General features: G+C 66.6%; 15 protein-coding genes. 4 read left to right on the forward strand and 11 right to left on the reverse strand.

Features of this window, described 5'->3' with window-relative positions; all coding sequences use genetic code 11:
• Positions 1-16: 16 nt before the first annotated feature.
• From A5759_RS13685 to A5759_RS13700, 4 genes are all read right to left on the reverse strand, one after another.
• Positions 17-1,654 (reverse strand): FAD-binding dehydrogenase, encoded by a 1,638-nt coding sequence (locus tag A5759_RS13685; protein WP_068198905.1) that lies wholly within the window; start codon positions 1,652-1,654, stop codon positions 17-19.
• A 24-nt stretch (positions 1,655-1,678) separates the two neighbouring features.
• Positions 1,679-2,383 carry a DUF2334 domain-containing protein gene (locus tag A5759_RS13690; protein ID WP_068198547.1) on the reverse strand — a complete coding sequence of 235 codons (705 nt, stop codon included), beginning with the start codon at positions 2,381-2,383 and terminating at the stop codon, positions 1,679-1,681.
• A gap of 69 nt (positions 2,384-2,452) precedes the next feature.
• Positions 2,453-2,950 carry a glutathione peroxidase gene (locus A5759_RS13695; RefSeq protein ID WP_068198549.1) on the reverse strand — a complete coding sequence of 166 codons (498 nt, stop codon included), beginning with the start codon at positions 2,948-2,950 and terminating at the stop codon, positions 2,453-2,455.
• A 9-nt stretch (positions 2,951-2,959) separates the two neighbouring features.
• Positions 2,960-3,517: a TetR/AcrR family transcriptional regulator gene (locus A5759_RS13700; protein ID WP_068198552.1), complete on the reverse strand. Its 558-nt coding sequence runs from the start codon at positions 3,515-3,517 to the stop codon at positions 2,960-2,962.
• An 83-nt stretch (positions 3,518-3,600) separates the two neighbouring features.
• On the opposite strand from A5759_RS13700, the gene A5759_RS13705 reads away from it, so the two are divergent.
• A complete protein-coding gene (locus tag A5759_RS13705) occupies positions 3,601-4,050 on the forward strand; it encodes a DoxX family protein (protein WP_068198555.1) in 450 nt (149 codons plus the stop codon).
• Here A5759_RS13705 and A5759_RS13710 read toward each other — a convergent pair.
• Positions 4,009-6,114, reverse strand: a complete 2,106-nt coding sequence (locus A5759_RS13710; RefSeq protein WP_068198907.1) for a S9 family peptidase — start codon at positions 6,112-6,114, stop codon at positions 4,009-4,011. The two genes, A5759_RS13705 and A5759_RS13710, sit on opposite strands and share 42 nt — an antisense overlap.
• 29 nt (positions 6,115-6,143) lie before the next feature.
• The gene (locus A5759_RS13715) at positions 6,144-7,043 is read right to left on the reverse strand and encodes a phosphoribosylaminoimidazolesuccinocarboxamide synthase (RefSeq protein WP_068198557.1); all 900 of its coding nucleotides are present in this window, start codon (positions 7,041-7,043) and stop codon (positions 6,144-6,146) included.
• A 31-nt stretch (positions 7,044-7,074) separates the two neighbouring features.
• Between A5759_RS13715 and A5759_RS13720 the strand changes: the two genes are divergently transcribed.
• Positions 7,075-7,692, forward strand: coding sequence for a hypothetical protein (locus A5759_RS13720; protein WP_064395203.1), 618 nt, complete (start codon positions 7,075-7,077; stop codon positions 7,690-7,692).
• A 110-nt stretch (positions 7,693-7,802) separates the two neighbouring features.
• Complete coding sequence (locus A5759_RS13725; protein ID WP_068198561.1) at positions 7,803-8,684, forward strand: type IV toxin-antitoxin system AbiEi family antitoxin domain-containing protein; 882 nt, start codon at positions 7,803-7,805, stop codon at positions 8,682-8,684.
• Here the strand turns inward: A5759_RS13725 and A5759_RS13730 are convergent.
• From A5759_RS13730 to purB, 4 genes are read right to left on the reverse strand one after another with little or no spacing between them, the layout of a single operon-like run.
• On the reverse strand, positions 8,664-9,239 hold the full coding sequence (locus A5759_RS13730; RefSeq protein WP_068198565.1) for a DUF1707 domain-containing protein: 576 nt from the start codon (positions 9,237-9,239) through the stop codon (positions 8,664-8,666). The genes A5759_RS13725 and A5759_RS13730 overlap by 21 nt on opposite strands.
• Positions 9,226-10,188 carry a tellurite resistance/C4-dicarboxylate transporter family protein gene (locus tag A5759_RS13735; protein ID WP_369816197.1) on the reverse strand — a complete coding sequence of 321 codons (963 nt, stop codon included), beginning with the start codon at positions 10,186-10,188 and terminating at the stop codon, positions 9,226-9,228. The genes A5759_RS13730 and A5759_RS13735 overlap by 14 nt, the downstream gene beginning before the upstream one ends.
• Before the next feature lie 10 nt (positions 10,189-10,198).
• Positions 10,199-11,443 carry a cytochrome P450 gene (locus A5759_RS13740; RefSeq protein ID WP_068198568.1) on the reverse strand — a complete coding sequence of 415 codons (1,245 nt, stop codon included), beginning with the start codon at positions 11,441-11,443 and terminating at the stop codon, positions 10,199-10,201.
• On the reverse strand, positions 11,440-12,858 hold the full coding sequence (gene purB, locus A5759_RS13745) for an adenylosuccinate lyase (RefSeq protein WP_068198570.1): 1,419 nt from the start codon (positions 12,856-12,858) through the stop codon (positions 11,440-11,442). The genes A5759_RS13740 and purB overlap by 4 nt, the downstream gene beginning before the upstream one ends.
• 40 nt (positions 12,859-12,898) lie before the next feature.
• Between purB and A5759_RS13750 the strand changes: the two genes are divergently transcribed.
• Positions 12,899-13,762: a DUF429 domain-containing protein gene (locus A5759_RS13750; protein WP_068198573.1), complete on the forward strand. Its 864-nt coding sequence runs from the start codon at positions 12,899-12,901 to the stop codon at positions 13,760-13,762.
• Here the strand turns inward: A5759_RS13750 and A5759_RS13755 are convergent.
• Positions 13,759-15,177 carry an APC family permease gene (locus A5759_RS13755; protein WP_066844366.1) on the reverse strand — a complete coding sequence of 473 codons (1,419 nt, stop codon included), beginning with the start codon at positions 15,175-15,177 and terminating at the stop codon, positions 13,759-13,761. The two genes, A5759_RS13750 and A5759_RS13755, sit on opposite strands and share 4 nt — an antisense overlap.
• Positions 15,178-15,251 lie beyond the last annotated feature (74 nt).

Here is a 15,251-nt window from a genome sequence, read left to right on the forward strand (position 1 = left end):
CTCGCGGTTGCTGAAGTCAGGCCGTGTCGCGTGCGGCCGCGCGCCCCGCCGCACGCCCGGAGAACACACAACCGCCGAGAAATGTGCCCTCCAGCGACCGATAACCGTGCACCCCGCCACCGCCGAAGCCCGCCGCCTCCCCGGCGGCGAACAAGCCGTCGAACACGTTGCCGTCGGGCTTGAGCACGCGCGCGTCGAGATCGGTTTCCAATCCGCCCAACGACTTTCGCGTGAGAATGTGCAACTTCACCGCGATCAGCGGTCCTGCCTTGGGATCGGTCAACCGGTGCGGTGCCACGACGCGGCTGACGCGGTCGCCGAGGTAGTTGCGTGCCACGCGGATCGAGGCGATCTGCGTGTCCTTGGTGAATTTGTTGGCCACCTCGCGGTCGCGGGCGGTGACCTCGGCCTCGACGGTCGCGTAGTCCAGCGGCAGCACATCGGGGACGTCGTTCATCGCCGACACCAGGCCGCGCAGCGAGTCGGCGCTGACGAAGTCGACACCACGGTCGACGAACGCCTGCACGGGCGCAGGCGCCCCGGCACGGACCCGCGCCAACACGTCGCGGATGCTGCGACCGGTGAGGTCGGGGTTCTGTTCCTGACCCGACAGCGCGAACTCCTTGGCGATGATGCGGGCGTTGAGGATGAACCAGGTGTAGTCCTGGCCGGTCTGCGCGATGTGTTCGAGCGTGCCGAGCGTGTCGAAGCCGGGATACAACGGCGACGGCAGCCGGTTGCCGTTGGCGTCCAACCACAGTGACGACGGCCCGGGCAGGATGCGGATCCCGTGCAGCGGCCAGATCGGGTCGTAATTCGTGATGCCCTCGGTGTAGTGCCACATGCGGTCACGGTTGATCACCCGCGCCCCCGCCGCTTCGGTGATACCGATCATGCGCCCGTCGACGTGTGCGGGCACACCGGACAGCAGCTGTTCGGGCACGCGGCCCATCCGGTTGGGCCAGTTCTGCCGCACCAGGTCGTGGTTTCCCCCGATACCGCCACTGGCGACGATCACCGCCTGGGCGCGAAATTCGAACTGTCCGACCGGTTCTCGCGAGGTGGCCACGCCGCGCACCGCGTCGGAGGGTTCGAGCACCGTTCCGCGTACGCCGACGACGGCACCGTTGGAGACGATGAGCTCGTCGACCTTGTGCCGGTGCGCGTACCGGACCCGCCCGGTCAGCCGGCGAGCGAAGATGTCGACGATCGCGGGGCCGGTGCCCCAGGTGATGTGGAATCGCGGCACCGAGTTGCCGTGTCCGCGCGCGTCATATCCGCCGCGCTCGGCCCACCCGACGAGCGGGAACGTCTGCAGGCCGCGTTCACGCAGCCAGCCGCGCTTCTCGCCGGCGGCGAAATCGACGTAGGCGTACGCCCATTGGCGCGGCCAGTGGTCCTCCGGCCGGTCGAAGCCCGCCGAGCCGAGCCAGTCTTGAAGCGCCAGCTCGTGGCTGTCGCGGATACCCAGCCGCCGCTGCTCCGGGCTGTCGACGAAGAACAGCCCGCCGAACGACCAGTACGCCTGGCCGCCGATGTTGTTGGCGTTCTCCTGGTCGACGATCAGTACGCGCCGGCCGCGCTCGACCAACTCGCAGGCCGCCACCAGACCCGCCAGCCCGGCTCCGACGACGATGACGTCAGCATCTGCCATGGCCGCCACGTTAGCGGGCGGGTGCTAAGCGGCGGCGGTCATTGCGGCGTCCGGACACCACTTGTAGACATCGGGCACGCATCGGTGCATGAGTGCGAGGTCGACGGCGTCGAGCATCGCGTGTCTGATGCCCGGCCTGCGCAAGTGGCGGGCGGCGACGGCGACTCGTACGATTCCGCCTCGCCGGGCCGTCCGCTCGGCCGACAGCACCAGCGTGCGGCACCACCACGGTTCGCGCAGGAAGCCTTCACCGACACCGAGCACGCGCGACCGCACAGCCGCTCCGCGGACCAAATCGGTGATGTCGGTCAGTCCGGCGAGAAGACGAAAGCCCCTGCGTGGCAACATCAGTGCGGTGCCATCGGATACGGCCCATCCCGGCGCCGCGAACAGCCGGGTACGCAAATCCATGTGCTCCATCACGCGGTCGGCGGCCATCAGCCGCAGGCCGGCCTCGTGTGCGGGCAGCGTCGCGAACTCGCCGCGGCGCTTCTTGGTCGCGGCTTCGTCGAAGCCGTGTAACACGATGGCGTCACCGCAGTCCCGCCGGGCGGCGAGCCACTCGACGGCGGCGCCGTCTTCCTCGAGCCGATAGCCGCCCTCGATCCTCGGCGCCACCAGCAACGAAACCGGCACACCCCGGGCGTCGAGCTGCGCGCAGAAGTCTGCGACGTCGGGCATCGTGCGCTCGGTGATGCCGGAGAGGGAGACGATCAGCTGTCCTGCCACGCCGTCAGTGTGGCAACCTCAGGTGTCGCAACGGTTTACAACACGCTGACGGCAGGTGGCCATCGAACGCTATTGCGGCAGGACGCCCTCGATGGCCGCGATCACCTCGGGGGCGTCGGGTTCGGTGCGCGGCCGGAACCGCTTGACGACCGTTCCGCCCGGTGCGAGCAGGAACTTCTCGAAGTTCCACTGGATGTCGCCGGCCTCACCGCTGTCGTCGGGCGTCTTGGTCAACTCGGCGTACAGCGGGTGCCGGTCGGCGCCGTTGACGTCGGTCTTGGCCAGCAAGGGGAACGTCACGCCGTACGTCGTCGAGCAGAACTGCTGAATTTCCTCGGCCGAACCGGGCTCCTGGCCCATGAACTGGTTGCACGGCACGCCGATCACGGTCAGCCCGCGGTCGCGGTAGTCCTTGGCCAACTGTTCGAGCGCGGTGTACTGCGGAGTCAGACCGCATTTGGAGGCGACGTTGACCACCAGCGCGGCGCCGTCGGCCAGTTCGCCGAGCGTGGTGTCGCGGCCGTCGAGGGTGGTCACAGCGATGTCGGTCAGCGGAGTCTGGGGCATGCCCGCACGTTACCCGGTCTCGAACAGCATGCCCGCGACCCGGTGCACGGTGGCCACCGGATCACCGTCGGCGTCGATCGCCTTGTTGAGCCACAACAGCGAAAAGCCGTGTACCAGTGACCAGGCCGCGAGCGCCGCCGCCTGAGGGTCCTCTGCGGCGCGCGGATCGTCGAGGGTGCCGACACCCTGCCTCAGTTGCGCACCCGCCGCATCCCGGGCCGATTTCAACTCCGCGTCGCCCGGGTCGACGAGCGAGCGGTCGAACATCACCGCGTAGTGCCCGGGATGGTCGAGTGCGAACCGCACGTATGCCAGTGCGGCATCGATGAATTCCGGCTTTGCCTCGCCGAGCGCAACGGCCAGCTTGCGCCAGCCCTGCGCGGCCAGCGCGGTGAACAGCCCGCGCCGGTCGGTGAAGTGGTGTGCGGGCGCGGCATGCGACACCCCCGCGACCCGTGCGAGCTCACGCAGCGAGATTCCGTCGGCGCCGCGCTGGGCGACCAGGCTCGCCGCCTCGGCGAGGATGACGGCCTTCAGATCGCCGTGGTGATAGGACGCCCTGCTCATGCGGCCATCATAGCCGAAATCTTGACACTGGCTAGATTGGTGCCTACCTTGGCAACTAGTCACTGTCAAGATTGGAGTTCGTCATGGCTGTACTGGTCACGCTGATAGTCGGGACGCTCGGTGCCCGCCTGGTCGGCTTGTCGGGCGTGGACTACGTCGACAGCTGGCCGTCGGCGATCGCCGTCGGACTGGCCGCGATGTTCGCGCTCACCGGCGTCGCGCACTTCGTCAACCCGCTGCGCCGCGACATGATCGCAATCGTTCCGCCACGACTACCCGCCCCGGCGCTGCTGGTCACCGTCACCGGTGTGCTCGAACTCGTCGGCGCGGTGGGTCTGCTCTATCCGCCCACCCGCGCCACCGCAGCGGTCGGCCTTTTCGTGCTGATGATCGCGATGTTCCCGGCCAACGTCTACGCGGCACGGATGCCCGACCCGCCGAAGTCGATGACGACCCGGCTGGACCTGCGCACCGCCGAGCAGATCGTGTTTCTAGGGGCGGCGCTCGTGATCGGCCTGGGCAGCGTCCAGTAGCCAGGCGTACTGGAATGCGGTTTCCTTCCAGCGTTCGTATCGCCCGCTGATACCGCCGTGGCCGGCATTCATCTCCGTCTTCAGCAGTACGGGATGACTGTCGGTCTTGGCATGGCGAAGCGCGGCCACCCATTTCGCCGGTTCGACGTAGTACACCCGGGTGTCGTTGAGCGACGTCATGGCAAGTATGCGCGGGTAATTCCTCGCCTCGACGTTCTCGTAGGGCGAGTAGGACTTCATGTACTCGTAGACGTCCTTGCTCTCCAACGGGTTTCCCCACTCGTCCCACTCGGTGACCGTCAGCGGTAGCGACGGGTCGAGGATCGTGGTGAGCGGGTCGACGAACGGCACCACCGCGAGGACGCCCGCGAACAGCTCCGGAGCCATGTTGGCAACGGCGCCGACGAGCAGACCGCCCGCGCTGCCCCCGTAGGCCACGAGGTTCTCCGGCCGGGTGACGTCGGTGTGCACGAGATGCTGTGCGGCGGCGATGAAATCGGTGAAGCTGTTCTTCTTCTCGAGCATCTTGCCGTGCTCATACCATGGCCGGCCGAGTTCGCCGCCGCCCCGGACGTGCGCGACCGCGAACACCATTCCACGGTCGAGCAACGACAGTCGCGCGATGGAGAACCGCGGATCTTCGCAGGCCTCGTAGGCGCCGTAGCCGTACAGCAGCGTGGGCGCCGGATACTGCAAGCCGATCTTGTGCACGATCGAGATCGGTATCCGCACACCGTCCGGCGCGGTCGCCCAATCACGCCGCTCCACATAGTCTTCGGGCCGGTAGTCGCCGAGCACGGGCTGTTCGCGTAGCAGCGTCCGTTCGCCGGTGGCCAGGTCGACGTCGTAGATGCGCACCGGGGTGGTGTAGGAGGTGGAGCCGATGCGTAGTTTGGGTGCGCTCCAGTTGGGGTTGGCGCTCAGTCCCGCCGACGTCAGCTCGGATTCGAAGGTGAAGTCTTCGGGACTGCCGTATTCGCCGCCGGGATGGAGGGGCCAGAGCTGGATCCTCGGCAGCGCCTCACTGCGGTAGCTGACGACGAGGTGCTTTTCGAAAGCGTCGACCGAATCGAGGCGGACGTCGGCGCGGTGTTCGATCAGGGTACGCACCGCAGTGGGGTCGCCGACTGGCACCTCGACCAGGGTGAAGTTCTCGGCACCGTCGTTGTGCAGGATGAGAAACCGGTCCTCGCCGCCCACGACGGCGTGCTCGACGGAGTACTCGACGAAGTCGCGGCGCGGCCAGACGATCGTGAATTCGGCGTCCGGGTCGGTCGCGTCCGCGTAGCGCACCTCGGAGGTGACGGCGCTGCCGGCGGCGATGATGACGTACTTGTCGCTGCGGGTGCGCCCGACGCCGAGCCAGTACCGTTCGTCGGGTTCGTTGTAGACCTTCTGCGCGGGCTGGCCCGAGCCGAGGCGGTGTCGCCAGATGGTGTCCGGGCGCCACGCCTCGTCGAGGGTCGAGTAGTAGAGCGTGCGGTTGTCGGCCGCCCACGTCGCGCCCGGACCGATACCGGCGATGGTGTCCTCGTATAGTTCACCGGTGCGTAAGTCCTTGAACCGCAGCGTGTACCGCTCGTCACCTTTGAGGTCGACCGAGAAGGCGAGGATGTTGCCGTCCAAGCTGACCGAGGCGGCGCCGAGCGAGAAGAACTCGTGGCCTTCGGCCTCGACGTTCTCGTCCAGCAGGACCTGTTCGCCGGGGATCTCGGTGTTCTCGTCGAGCACCGGGGGCGTCCAGTCGTCGAGATCGGCGACAGGGCAACGGCAGTGCACACTGTACTGCTTGCCCTCGAAGCTGCGGCCGTAGTACCACCACGCGTCGCGCCTGGTCGGTACAGAGAGGTCGGTCTCCTTGGTGCGAGCCTTGATCTCGTCGAAGATGGCCTGTCGCAGAGACGCAAGGTGCTCGGTGACATGCTCGGTGTAGGCGTTCTCGGCCTCCAGATGCGCGATCACCTCGGGGCTGGTCTTGTCGCGCAGCCACTCGTAGGGATCGAGGAACACGTCGCCGTGATGCTCACGCCGGGTGTCGACGCGCTTGGCCACCGGCGGCTTCATCATCTGTTGATTCGCTCCGCAAGCGTCGCTCATGCACCGATCCAGTCGTCGAACTTCAGACCCGAAATGCGTTCGTAGGCTTCGATGTAGCGGGCGCGAGTGGATCCGACGACGTCCGGCGGCAGTGGTGGCGGAGGGGTATCGCCGCCGCGGTCCCATCCCGACTCTTCAGAGGTGAGCCAGTTGCGGACGAACTGCTTGTCGAAGCTGTTCTGCACGACGCCTTCTTTCCAATCGTCGGCCCGCCAGTACCTGCTCGAGTCGGGGGTGAACACCTCGTCGGCCAGTCGCAGTTCGCCGTCCTCGTCCACGCCGAACTCGAATTTGGTGTCGGCGACGATGATTCCCGTGGTCAGAGCATGCTCGGCGCCGCGGCGGTAAGTCTCCAGTGTCCGATCGCGCAGTTGTTCGGCCCGCTGCTCACCGATCAGCTTGACCACGTCGTCGAACGAGATGTTCTCATCGTGTTGGCCCAGTTCGGCTTTGGTCGCGGGGGTGAACAGCGGCTCGTCGAACCTGCTGGCCTCGACCAGCCCGGCGGGAAGCGGAATACCGCATACCGCGCCCGTCTTCTGATAGTCGATCAGCCCCGAGCCGGTGAGGTAGCCGCGGGCCACCGCCTCCACCGGCAACATCTCGAGCTCCTGTACGACCAGCGCGCGGCCGAGCACGTCGGCGGGGATGCGCTCGTCGTCGGGTGGACCGGCGAGGTGATTGGGCGTGCCTGCGGTCCGGCTCAACAGGTCGAAGAAGAACACGCTCATCGCCGTCAGGATGCGGCCCTTGTCGGGGATCTGCGAGTCGAGGACGTAGTCGTAGGCGGAGATGCGGTCGCTGGCCACAAAGAGCAGCGTCTCGCCGTCCACGCGATACAGTTCGCGAACCTTGCCGCTGGCCAGATGTTGGTAGTCGGACAGAGCGGGGCGCATCGGGCCAGCCTATCGGGCAGCATCTAGTTCCATGACTTCGCGGTTTATCCCCTATGCCACCACGCCGACGCGGATCTTGGCCCAGCTCGTCAGTGACTTCGTGGTGGTCGCCTGGACCACGGTGTGGGTGCTGGTCGGCATGGCTGTGCATTCGGCGGTCTCTACGATCGCGGCGGTGGGCCGCCAGGTCGAGACCGGCGCCAACGGTGTCGCCGACAACCTGGACGCGGCCGGCGAGCGCACCGACGACTTCCCGCTGATCGGCGACGCGCTCAGCAAGCCGTTGCGCGCGGCCAGTGAGGCAGCACTCGACATCGCAGGCGCGGGTCACAGCCTCGACACCACGGCGTCGTGGTTGGCGTGGGTACTGGCGCTTGCGGTGGCCGCACCGCCGATCCTGTTCGTCGCGATGCCGTGGCTGTACCTTCGGCTGCGCTTCTTCCGCCGTAAGTGGACCGCGATCACGCTGGCCCGCACCCCCGCTGGTGAGCAGCTGTTGGCGTTGCGAGCGCTCGCGAACCGGCCGCTGGCCAAGCTGGTCGCCGTGCACGCCGATCCCGTCGAGGCGTGGCGCCTGCACGATGCCGACGCGATCCGCGGACTCGCGGCGCTGGAGTTGCGCTCGTCAGGAGTCGCCCGCCACCTCTAACTGGCTCCGCCGCCGCGATTTGTGCACATCGAGGAGCGCTCACCGCTCCCGGATGTGCACAAATCGCCCCGAGGGAACCGTCCGGAGGCGCCGACGCGTCGAACTGGAACATGCTCGACGACCATCTTCGGCAGCACGACGGTGTGATCACGCTGGCGCAGGCTCGACAGTGCGGCCTCAGCAGGCACGCGGTAAATCGGCGTGTGCGATCGGGCCATTGGCTTCGGTGTTCGCCCGGGGTGTTCTTCGCCAATGACCGAGCCTTCACCGACTCCGCACGCATCAGGGCTGCGGTGTGGTCTCTCGGTCCGCGAGCGACAGCCAGCGGATTGGCGGCGGCATGGTGGCACGGGATCACCCGGTTCGCCCCGGACAAAGTCGAGATCACGGTTCCGCGGGTGAGCAACTACCGACCGAGACCCGGCGCCCGGCTGCGGCGGCGCGATCTGTCACCCCGTGACGTCGTCGAGCGGGCCGGGCTGCGGGTCACCGCCATGCCGCTGACCGTGATCGAAGCCGCGGTCCGACGCGGCGGCGGACCGAAACTGATGGACGCCGCCCTCCACCGTCATCTCGAGCTCGCCCAACTATGGCGCGCGCATCTGCGCAACAAGGGCAGACACGGTTCACCGGCCGCACGGCGACTGCTTCGTGCGGCCGAAGACGGTGCGCGTTCCGAAGCCGAACGACTTTTCGTGAAGCTCCTGCGCGACGCCGGATTCACCGGCTGGAAGACGAACCATCCCGTCGGTGGCTACAAGGTTGACGTCGCATTCACCCGAGCGAAGGTGGCGATCGAGGTTGACGGTTGGGCGTTCCACACCGACAGCGAGGCATTCCAGATCGACCGCAACCGGCAGAACGTGATCGCGCTGTTGAACTGGAAAGTGTTGCGTTTCACCTGGCTTGACTTGACGGCGTATCCCGAGCGGGTGATCGCCGAGGTGGGCGCCGCGACCGGTCAACACCCCTCATCCCAACATGCGCCGTAACGTGTGACCGAACGGATAGCGCGCAGTCACCGACCCGAATCGCACCCGGCCGCGCGCCACGAGATGCAGCCTCTGCGAGGGCGGGCCGTACGGCACCTTGAGAGTGGTGCTGCCTGCGAATGTTTCGACACCGTTGAGGTCGGCCGTGGCGCCGTCGGGCAGGATCAACTCCGTCGAGCTGAGGTAGTCGTCGATGTCCAGGACGACGGTCGGGCTCTGTAACGTCGCGGCGGTGAAGTCGAGCGTGGTGTCGCACATCCGGGTGTTGAGGTCGATGCGCGCAGGTACCGTCCACGGTCCGCGTCGCGAGATCGACGACATCCGACCGCGCAGCTGTTCGCCGCCGACCGCAACGGGCTGCATCGCATCCGTGAAGGGCAGGTCGGCGATCACCTTGCGCAGCTCGCCGCGGGTCCGCGCGGCAAGCACGGCGTCGATCCGCTCGCTGAACTCATCGAGCGTGAGCATGCCTTGGCCGACTGCCCGTTCGAGCAGTTGCCTCACATGATCGCGGTCGGCGTCAGAAATCCGCACGTTCGCGTCATCGATGTCCATGCCCCGAGGGTAGGTGGCGGAACCGCGCGCTCACTCGCAGCACTCCGGTGATCGAGACAGCGATCCACGCAGCAAACGCTATCCAGAAGAACACTAGCGAAATCGTCGGCAGGCCATGCCATCCGGTCTCTACCGCCATGGCGTGGCAGGCCGCCGAGTACATGCCCAGCGGGAAGACCATCGCCCACCACACGCCGGCGAACCGCCGGGCATCCGGCCGTCCGAGGTGCCGCACAGCGAAGTACACGAGCGGCGGAATCCATGCCGACGCCAGACACCACGTCGCGACGGTCACCCCAAGAACGGCGTCGATGCCTGCGCGATGGATATGGTCGCCGGCCAACGTCGCGATCGCGAGCCCACCCATCAGTATCCACGCGTCGGGCTCGAACCCACCGGGATCCAGACGCGCAGCGAACGCACGCGCCAGGATCAGCGCGGTCATGACCCCGTAAATCGCGAGGGCAACGATCCATATCGCGACGGCGATCAGCAGTAAGGCATGCCACCCCGTGTCGTGCGCAAGGGCGACCGCGACGATCGCCAAACCGGACGAGCCGACGCTGCACAGTTCCCACGCCCCGCGTGCCCGCCCCTGCAGTTCCGTCCAGGACCGACTCGCGAAGTTGCGCGCTGTCAGGACGATCAACACCGACCACACCAGCGCGGCAGGTACGGCCAGAGCCCACATGATCGCCGAGTTCGCCATCAACCGGCTGTCGAGCACCGCACACGCCGCCACGAACGTGAACAAGCCGATTGTCACATCGAGGTCAGACAAATCGGGCGGCCGCCGAAGCCACGAAACCACAGCTGCAGCAACGAGAACCAGCAACGCAAGGACAGCCAGCACGGCCAGAGCGCCACTGACGTACGTCAAACCGTGGTCGACCGCGGCGATGGAGACGATACCGGTCGCCATCACGAACGCGAACGCGTCGGGCCTCACCGCCAGCCGCTCACCGCAGCTCGACTACCAGATGGCGGATACCGGTGTGCCGATTGCTCCGCGTCCATTCGACGGGTTTGACCAGACGGGCTTCGGAGAAGCGGGTCAGCAACTCTTCGAACAACACACGTAGCTCGAGCCGCGCCAGGTTCGCGCCCAGACAGTAGTGCACACCCTGGCCGAAGCCCAGGTGCGGATTGGGCTGACGCGCGATGTTGAACACGTCGGGTTCGGTGAACACCGCATCGTCGCGATTGGCCGAACCCTCCCAGATCTGGACCTTCTGCCCGGCCTCGATCTCGCATCCCCCCAACGTCACGTCGCGAGTTGCGGTGCGCCGCTTGGACGGTGAGGGCGACGACCAGCGCACCATCTCCTCGACCGCCGAACCCAGCAACGCGAAGTCGCCGCGCAGCGCGGTCAGCGAGTTGGGGTTCTCGATCAACGCCAGCAGGCCGCCCGCCACCGCGTTGCGTGTCGTCTCGGCACCCGCACTGAACAACAGGCTGAAGAACAGGTAAAGCTCTATTTCCGAAAGGGAGGCCGAAGCCAGCGCACCGTCGTCCTCGGCGCCGTCCAGGCACGCGTTCGCGACCACTGACAACATGTCGTCGGTCGGCGAGGCGCGCTTGGCGGCGATCAACTCCTGTCCGTAGGTGTACATCCGCGAACCCGCTTCTTCGGCGGTCAACTGGCCGACAGACGCTTTTCGTGATCCTCCGAAGTCGAACTGCGGCTCGATGGCGTGAAACAGCCAATGTCGTTCAGACTCCGGAACTCCCAGCAGGATGCAGATCATCTGCATCGGCAACTCGGCCGCCACGTCGACCAGGAAGTCAAACGGCTCGCCAGGCGAGACGCAATCCAGCAGGCGTCGCGCCCGCGAACGAAGATCGTCTTCGACCCTGCGGATCATCCGCGGCGTCAGGCCGGAGCTGACCAGCCGCCGGATCTGCGAATGCCGCGGGTCGTCCATCATGTTGAGCACCTGACCGGCGATCGCCAGATCCTGCAGCAGCGTGCCGCCGTAGGGCCGGGAGCCGCCGGTCACCGACGAGAAGGTCTGCGGATCACGAAACACCGCAAGCGTTTCGGCATAGGTGGCCACGGACCAGAATCCCTCGCCGTCGGGCGTGTGCTCGGTCGGCTCGTGCCAGTACACCGGGGCCTCGCGCCGATGCAACGCGAACAGCTCGTGTGGAAAACCGTTCGCGAAGTTGTCCAGATCGGTGAAATCGATCCCGCCCAGTGTCACAAGATGGCACCCGAAGTGTACTTGGCCGCTTCGGGATAGCGGCTCACCAACTCGTCGACCGCCGCAACCACGCGGTCCACCTGATCGCCTGCCGCACCGGTGAACGCCTGCTTGTCGGCCAGCGCCGCGTCGAGCGCCGGCCGGTCCAGCGGCAGCCGCGAATCGGCCGCCAACCGATCCAGCAGATCGGGTTCTCGACCCTTCTCCCGCATGGCCAACGCCACCGCGACGGCGTGCTCCTTGATGACCTCGTGCGCGGTTTCGCGGCCCACCCCGGCACGGACCGCGGCGATGAGGATCCGCGTCGTCGCCAGGAACGGCAGGTAGCGATCCAGTTCGCGCTGAATCACCGCGGGATAGGCGCCGAACTCGTCGAGCACCGTCAGGAACGTCTCGATCTGTCCATCGACGGCGAAGAACGCATCCGGCAGCGCCACGCGGCGCACCACCGAGCAGAACACGTCGCCCTCATTCCATTGCGCGCCAGCCAGTTCGGCGGCCATGGAGCCGTAGCCGCGCAGCACCACCTGCATCCCGTTGACCCGTTCACACGAACGCGTGTTCATCTTGTGCGGCATCGCCGACGACCCCACCTGCCCGGGCGCAAAGCCCTCGGTCACCAGTTCGTGGCCGGCCATCAGCCGAATGGTCTGCGCCAGCGACGACGGTCCTGCGCCCACCTGCACCAGCGCGGAGACGACGTCGTGGTCTAGTGAGCGCGGGTACACCTGCCCGACACTGGTGAAAATCTCGGTGAAACCCAGGAATTCGGCGACGCGCCGCTCGAGCTCGGCCAGCCGCGAGGCGTCACCACCGAACAGGTCGAGCATGTCCTGGGCGGTGCCCATCGGACCCTTCACCCCGCGCAACGGGTAGCGGTCGATCAACGAGCGCAGGCGCTGCAGCGCGATCAGCAACTCCTCGGCCGCCGAGGCGAACCGCTTGCCCAGTGTGGTGGCCTGTGCCGCGACGTTGTGGCTGCGGCCGGCCATCACCAGGTCACGATAAAGCACGGCGCGCTCGGCCAGCCGGGCCACCACCGCCACTCCGTGGGAGTGCACCAGTTCCAGCGAGCGCCGAATCTGGAGCTGCTCGACGTTCTCGGTCAAGTCGCGACTCGTCATGCCCTTGTGCACGTGCTCGTGGCCGGCCAGCGCGTTGAACTCCTCGATGCGCGCCTTGACGTCGTGGCGCAGCACGCGCTCGCGGGCGGCGATCGATCCGAGGTCGACCTGTTCGAGCACCCGCTCGTAGTCGTCGACCACGCCGGAGGGCACATCGACGCCCAGTTCGGCCTGGGCGCGAAGCACCGCCAGCCACAGCCGGCGCTCCGCGACGACCTTGGCTTCCGGAGACCAGATCGCCACCATGTCCTCGCTGGCGTACCGGTTGGCCAGCACGTTGGGGATCGTCACAAACACTCAGCTTACGACCCGGGTAGTGCAGGCTGGTCCCATGTACTTCGTTGGGCTCGATCTCGCGTGGGCGGAGGGAAATCAATCCGGGGTGGCAGTCCTCGACGACGACGGACGGCTCGTGCAGGTGGGCGCGGCGGTCAGCGACGACGACATCGAGGCGGCCCTCGCGCCGTTTGTCGATGGCCCATGCGTCGTGGGCATCGACGCGCCGCTCATCGTCAACAACCCCAGCGGGTATCGGCTCGGCGAGACGCTCTACAACCGGGACTTCGCACCGTTCGAGGCGACCGCCCAGCCCGCGAACACGGGCAACCGTCTCTTCGATCCACCCCGCGCCGAGGTGCTCTGCCGACGATTGGGCCTGGATCCCGACCCGCTGTCGCGCGGCGACCGGCGCGCGATCGAGGTCTATCCGCACGCGGCGACGATCTCGCTGTTCAAACTCGGTAAGACGCTCAAGTACAAGCGGCGCGCCAAGGATGTCGCCAAGCGCAAGGACGAGCTGCTGAGAATGGTGGGGCTGATCGAGGGGTTGAACGACGCGACACCGCGGCTTCGCGTGCGCAGCAGCCCCGCCTGGCTCGAACTTCGCAAACGGATCGAGGCCAGCGATCGAGCCTTCCAGCTGAACGCTTGTGAGGATCCCGTCGACGCGGTGCTCTGCGCGTACGTCGCGCTGTACTTCGAGCGGCGGCGCGAGGACGTCACGATCTACGGCGACCGCGATGGCGGCTACATCGTCACGCCCGCACTACCGCCGGGGCTGACGCCCGCTCCCCGGGCCCGTGCGGCGGCCAACCCCGAGGGCGGCGACGTGTTACCGCGCCTGGAGCAGGTTCAACAACTGATCGAGCGAGCTCAGCGCGAACTGACCGAGATCCGCAGGCAGTTGGGCGGTTAGTCCGGCGACTGCGCGAGCTGAGTCGGATCATTGATGCCCGCGTCCTTGATGCCGAGTCGCCTGTTGATCACCATCGTGATGAGGAAGAGCACGATTCCGATCACCACCAGGATCCCGCCCAGCAGATACTGCGTGCCCGGGCGGCCCGACAAGGGCGTCACCAAATACACCGACGTGATGAAACCGATGATGGGCAGGACCGTGGGTGTTCGGAAGTGCCTGTCATCCTCGGGGACATCGCGACGCAGGACCAACACCGCGACGTTGACCGTCGCGAACACCGCCAACAGCAGCAGCGATGTGGTGCCGCCGAGCACCGAGAGCGCCTTGCTGCTCGCGAACGCCGAGACGTAGAAGATCAGCCCGAACGCGATGATGGTGGTGAAAATGATTGCCACCCAGGGGGTGTGGCGGGTCCGGTGCACCGAGCCCAGAACCGGCGGCAGTACATGCTGGCGTGCCATGCCGTAGATCAACCGGCTGGCCATCAGCATGTTGATCAGCGCGGTGTTCGAAACCGCGAACATCGTGATGAACGGGAACAACTCGTCGATCGGAAGGCCCGGTGCGGCGGCCTCGACCACGCTCACCAGTGGGGTGCTGCTCTCCCTCAATTCGCCGATCGGCACCATCGCCACCGCGATGATCGACACCAGGATGTACACGACACCCGCGATACTCAGGCCGGTCAACAAGACCTTCGGGAAGATCCGGACGGGGTCTTTGGTCTCCTCGGCCATGTTGACCGAGTCCTCGAACCCGACCATTGCGAAGAAGGCAAGCGAGGTCGCCGCGGTGATCGCGACGAATGTGCTTCGTTCCTCGCTGCTTTCGAACATCACGATGCGTGAGAAGTCGTGGTCGCCGGCCTGGGTGAAGGCCCACAGACCTACGAAGATCACCAGCAGCAGACCGCTGATCTCAATGATGGTCAGGCCGACGTTGAGTTTGACGCTCTCACTGACGCCGCGCAGGTTGATCGCGGCGAGGACGGCCATGAAGCTCAGGGCGATGAGCGTGACGCCCGCCTTACCCCAATCCAGGCCGAACCCCTTGATCAGGTTGGCCGCGAACGCCTGTGATGCGGTCGAGGCCGACGTGATACCGGAACACATCACCACGAACGCGACCAGGAATGTGAAGAACTGGATCCCGAATGCCTTGTGCGCGTACAACGCTGCGCCCGCGGCTTGCGGGTACTTGGTGACAAGCTCCAGATAGGAGAACGCCGTGACGGTGGCGATGGCGAACGCGAGCAGGAACGGCAGCCACGCCGCCCCTCCCACTTCCCCGGCGACCTGACCGGTCAGCGCGTAGACACCGGTACCGAGGATGTCACCGACGATGAACAGCAGCAACAACCCCGGACCCATGACCCGCCGAAGTTCCGGTTGCGTGTCGGTCGGCGTACTCATCGCTGCCCTTTGCTCTTCGCGCAAGCGCTCATCGATGTCCTTTGCTCTTCGCGCAAGCGCTCATCGGCCTCCTA

This window comes from Mycobacterium sp. 852014-52144_SCH5372336, from assembly GCF_001665615.1.
Classification (GTDB): domain Bacteria; phylum Actinomycetota; class Actinomycetes; order Mycobacteriales; family Mycobacteriaceae; genus Mycobacterium; species Mycobacterium neumannii_A.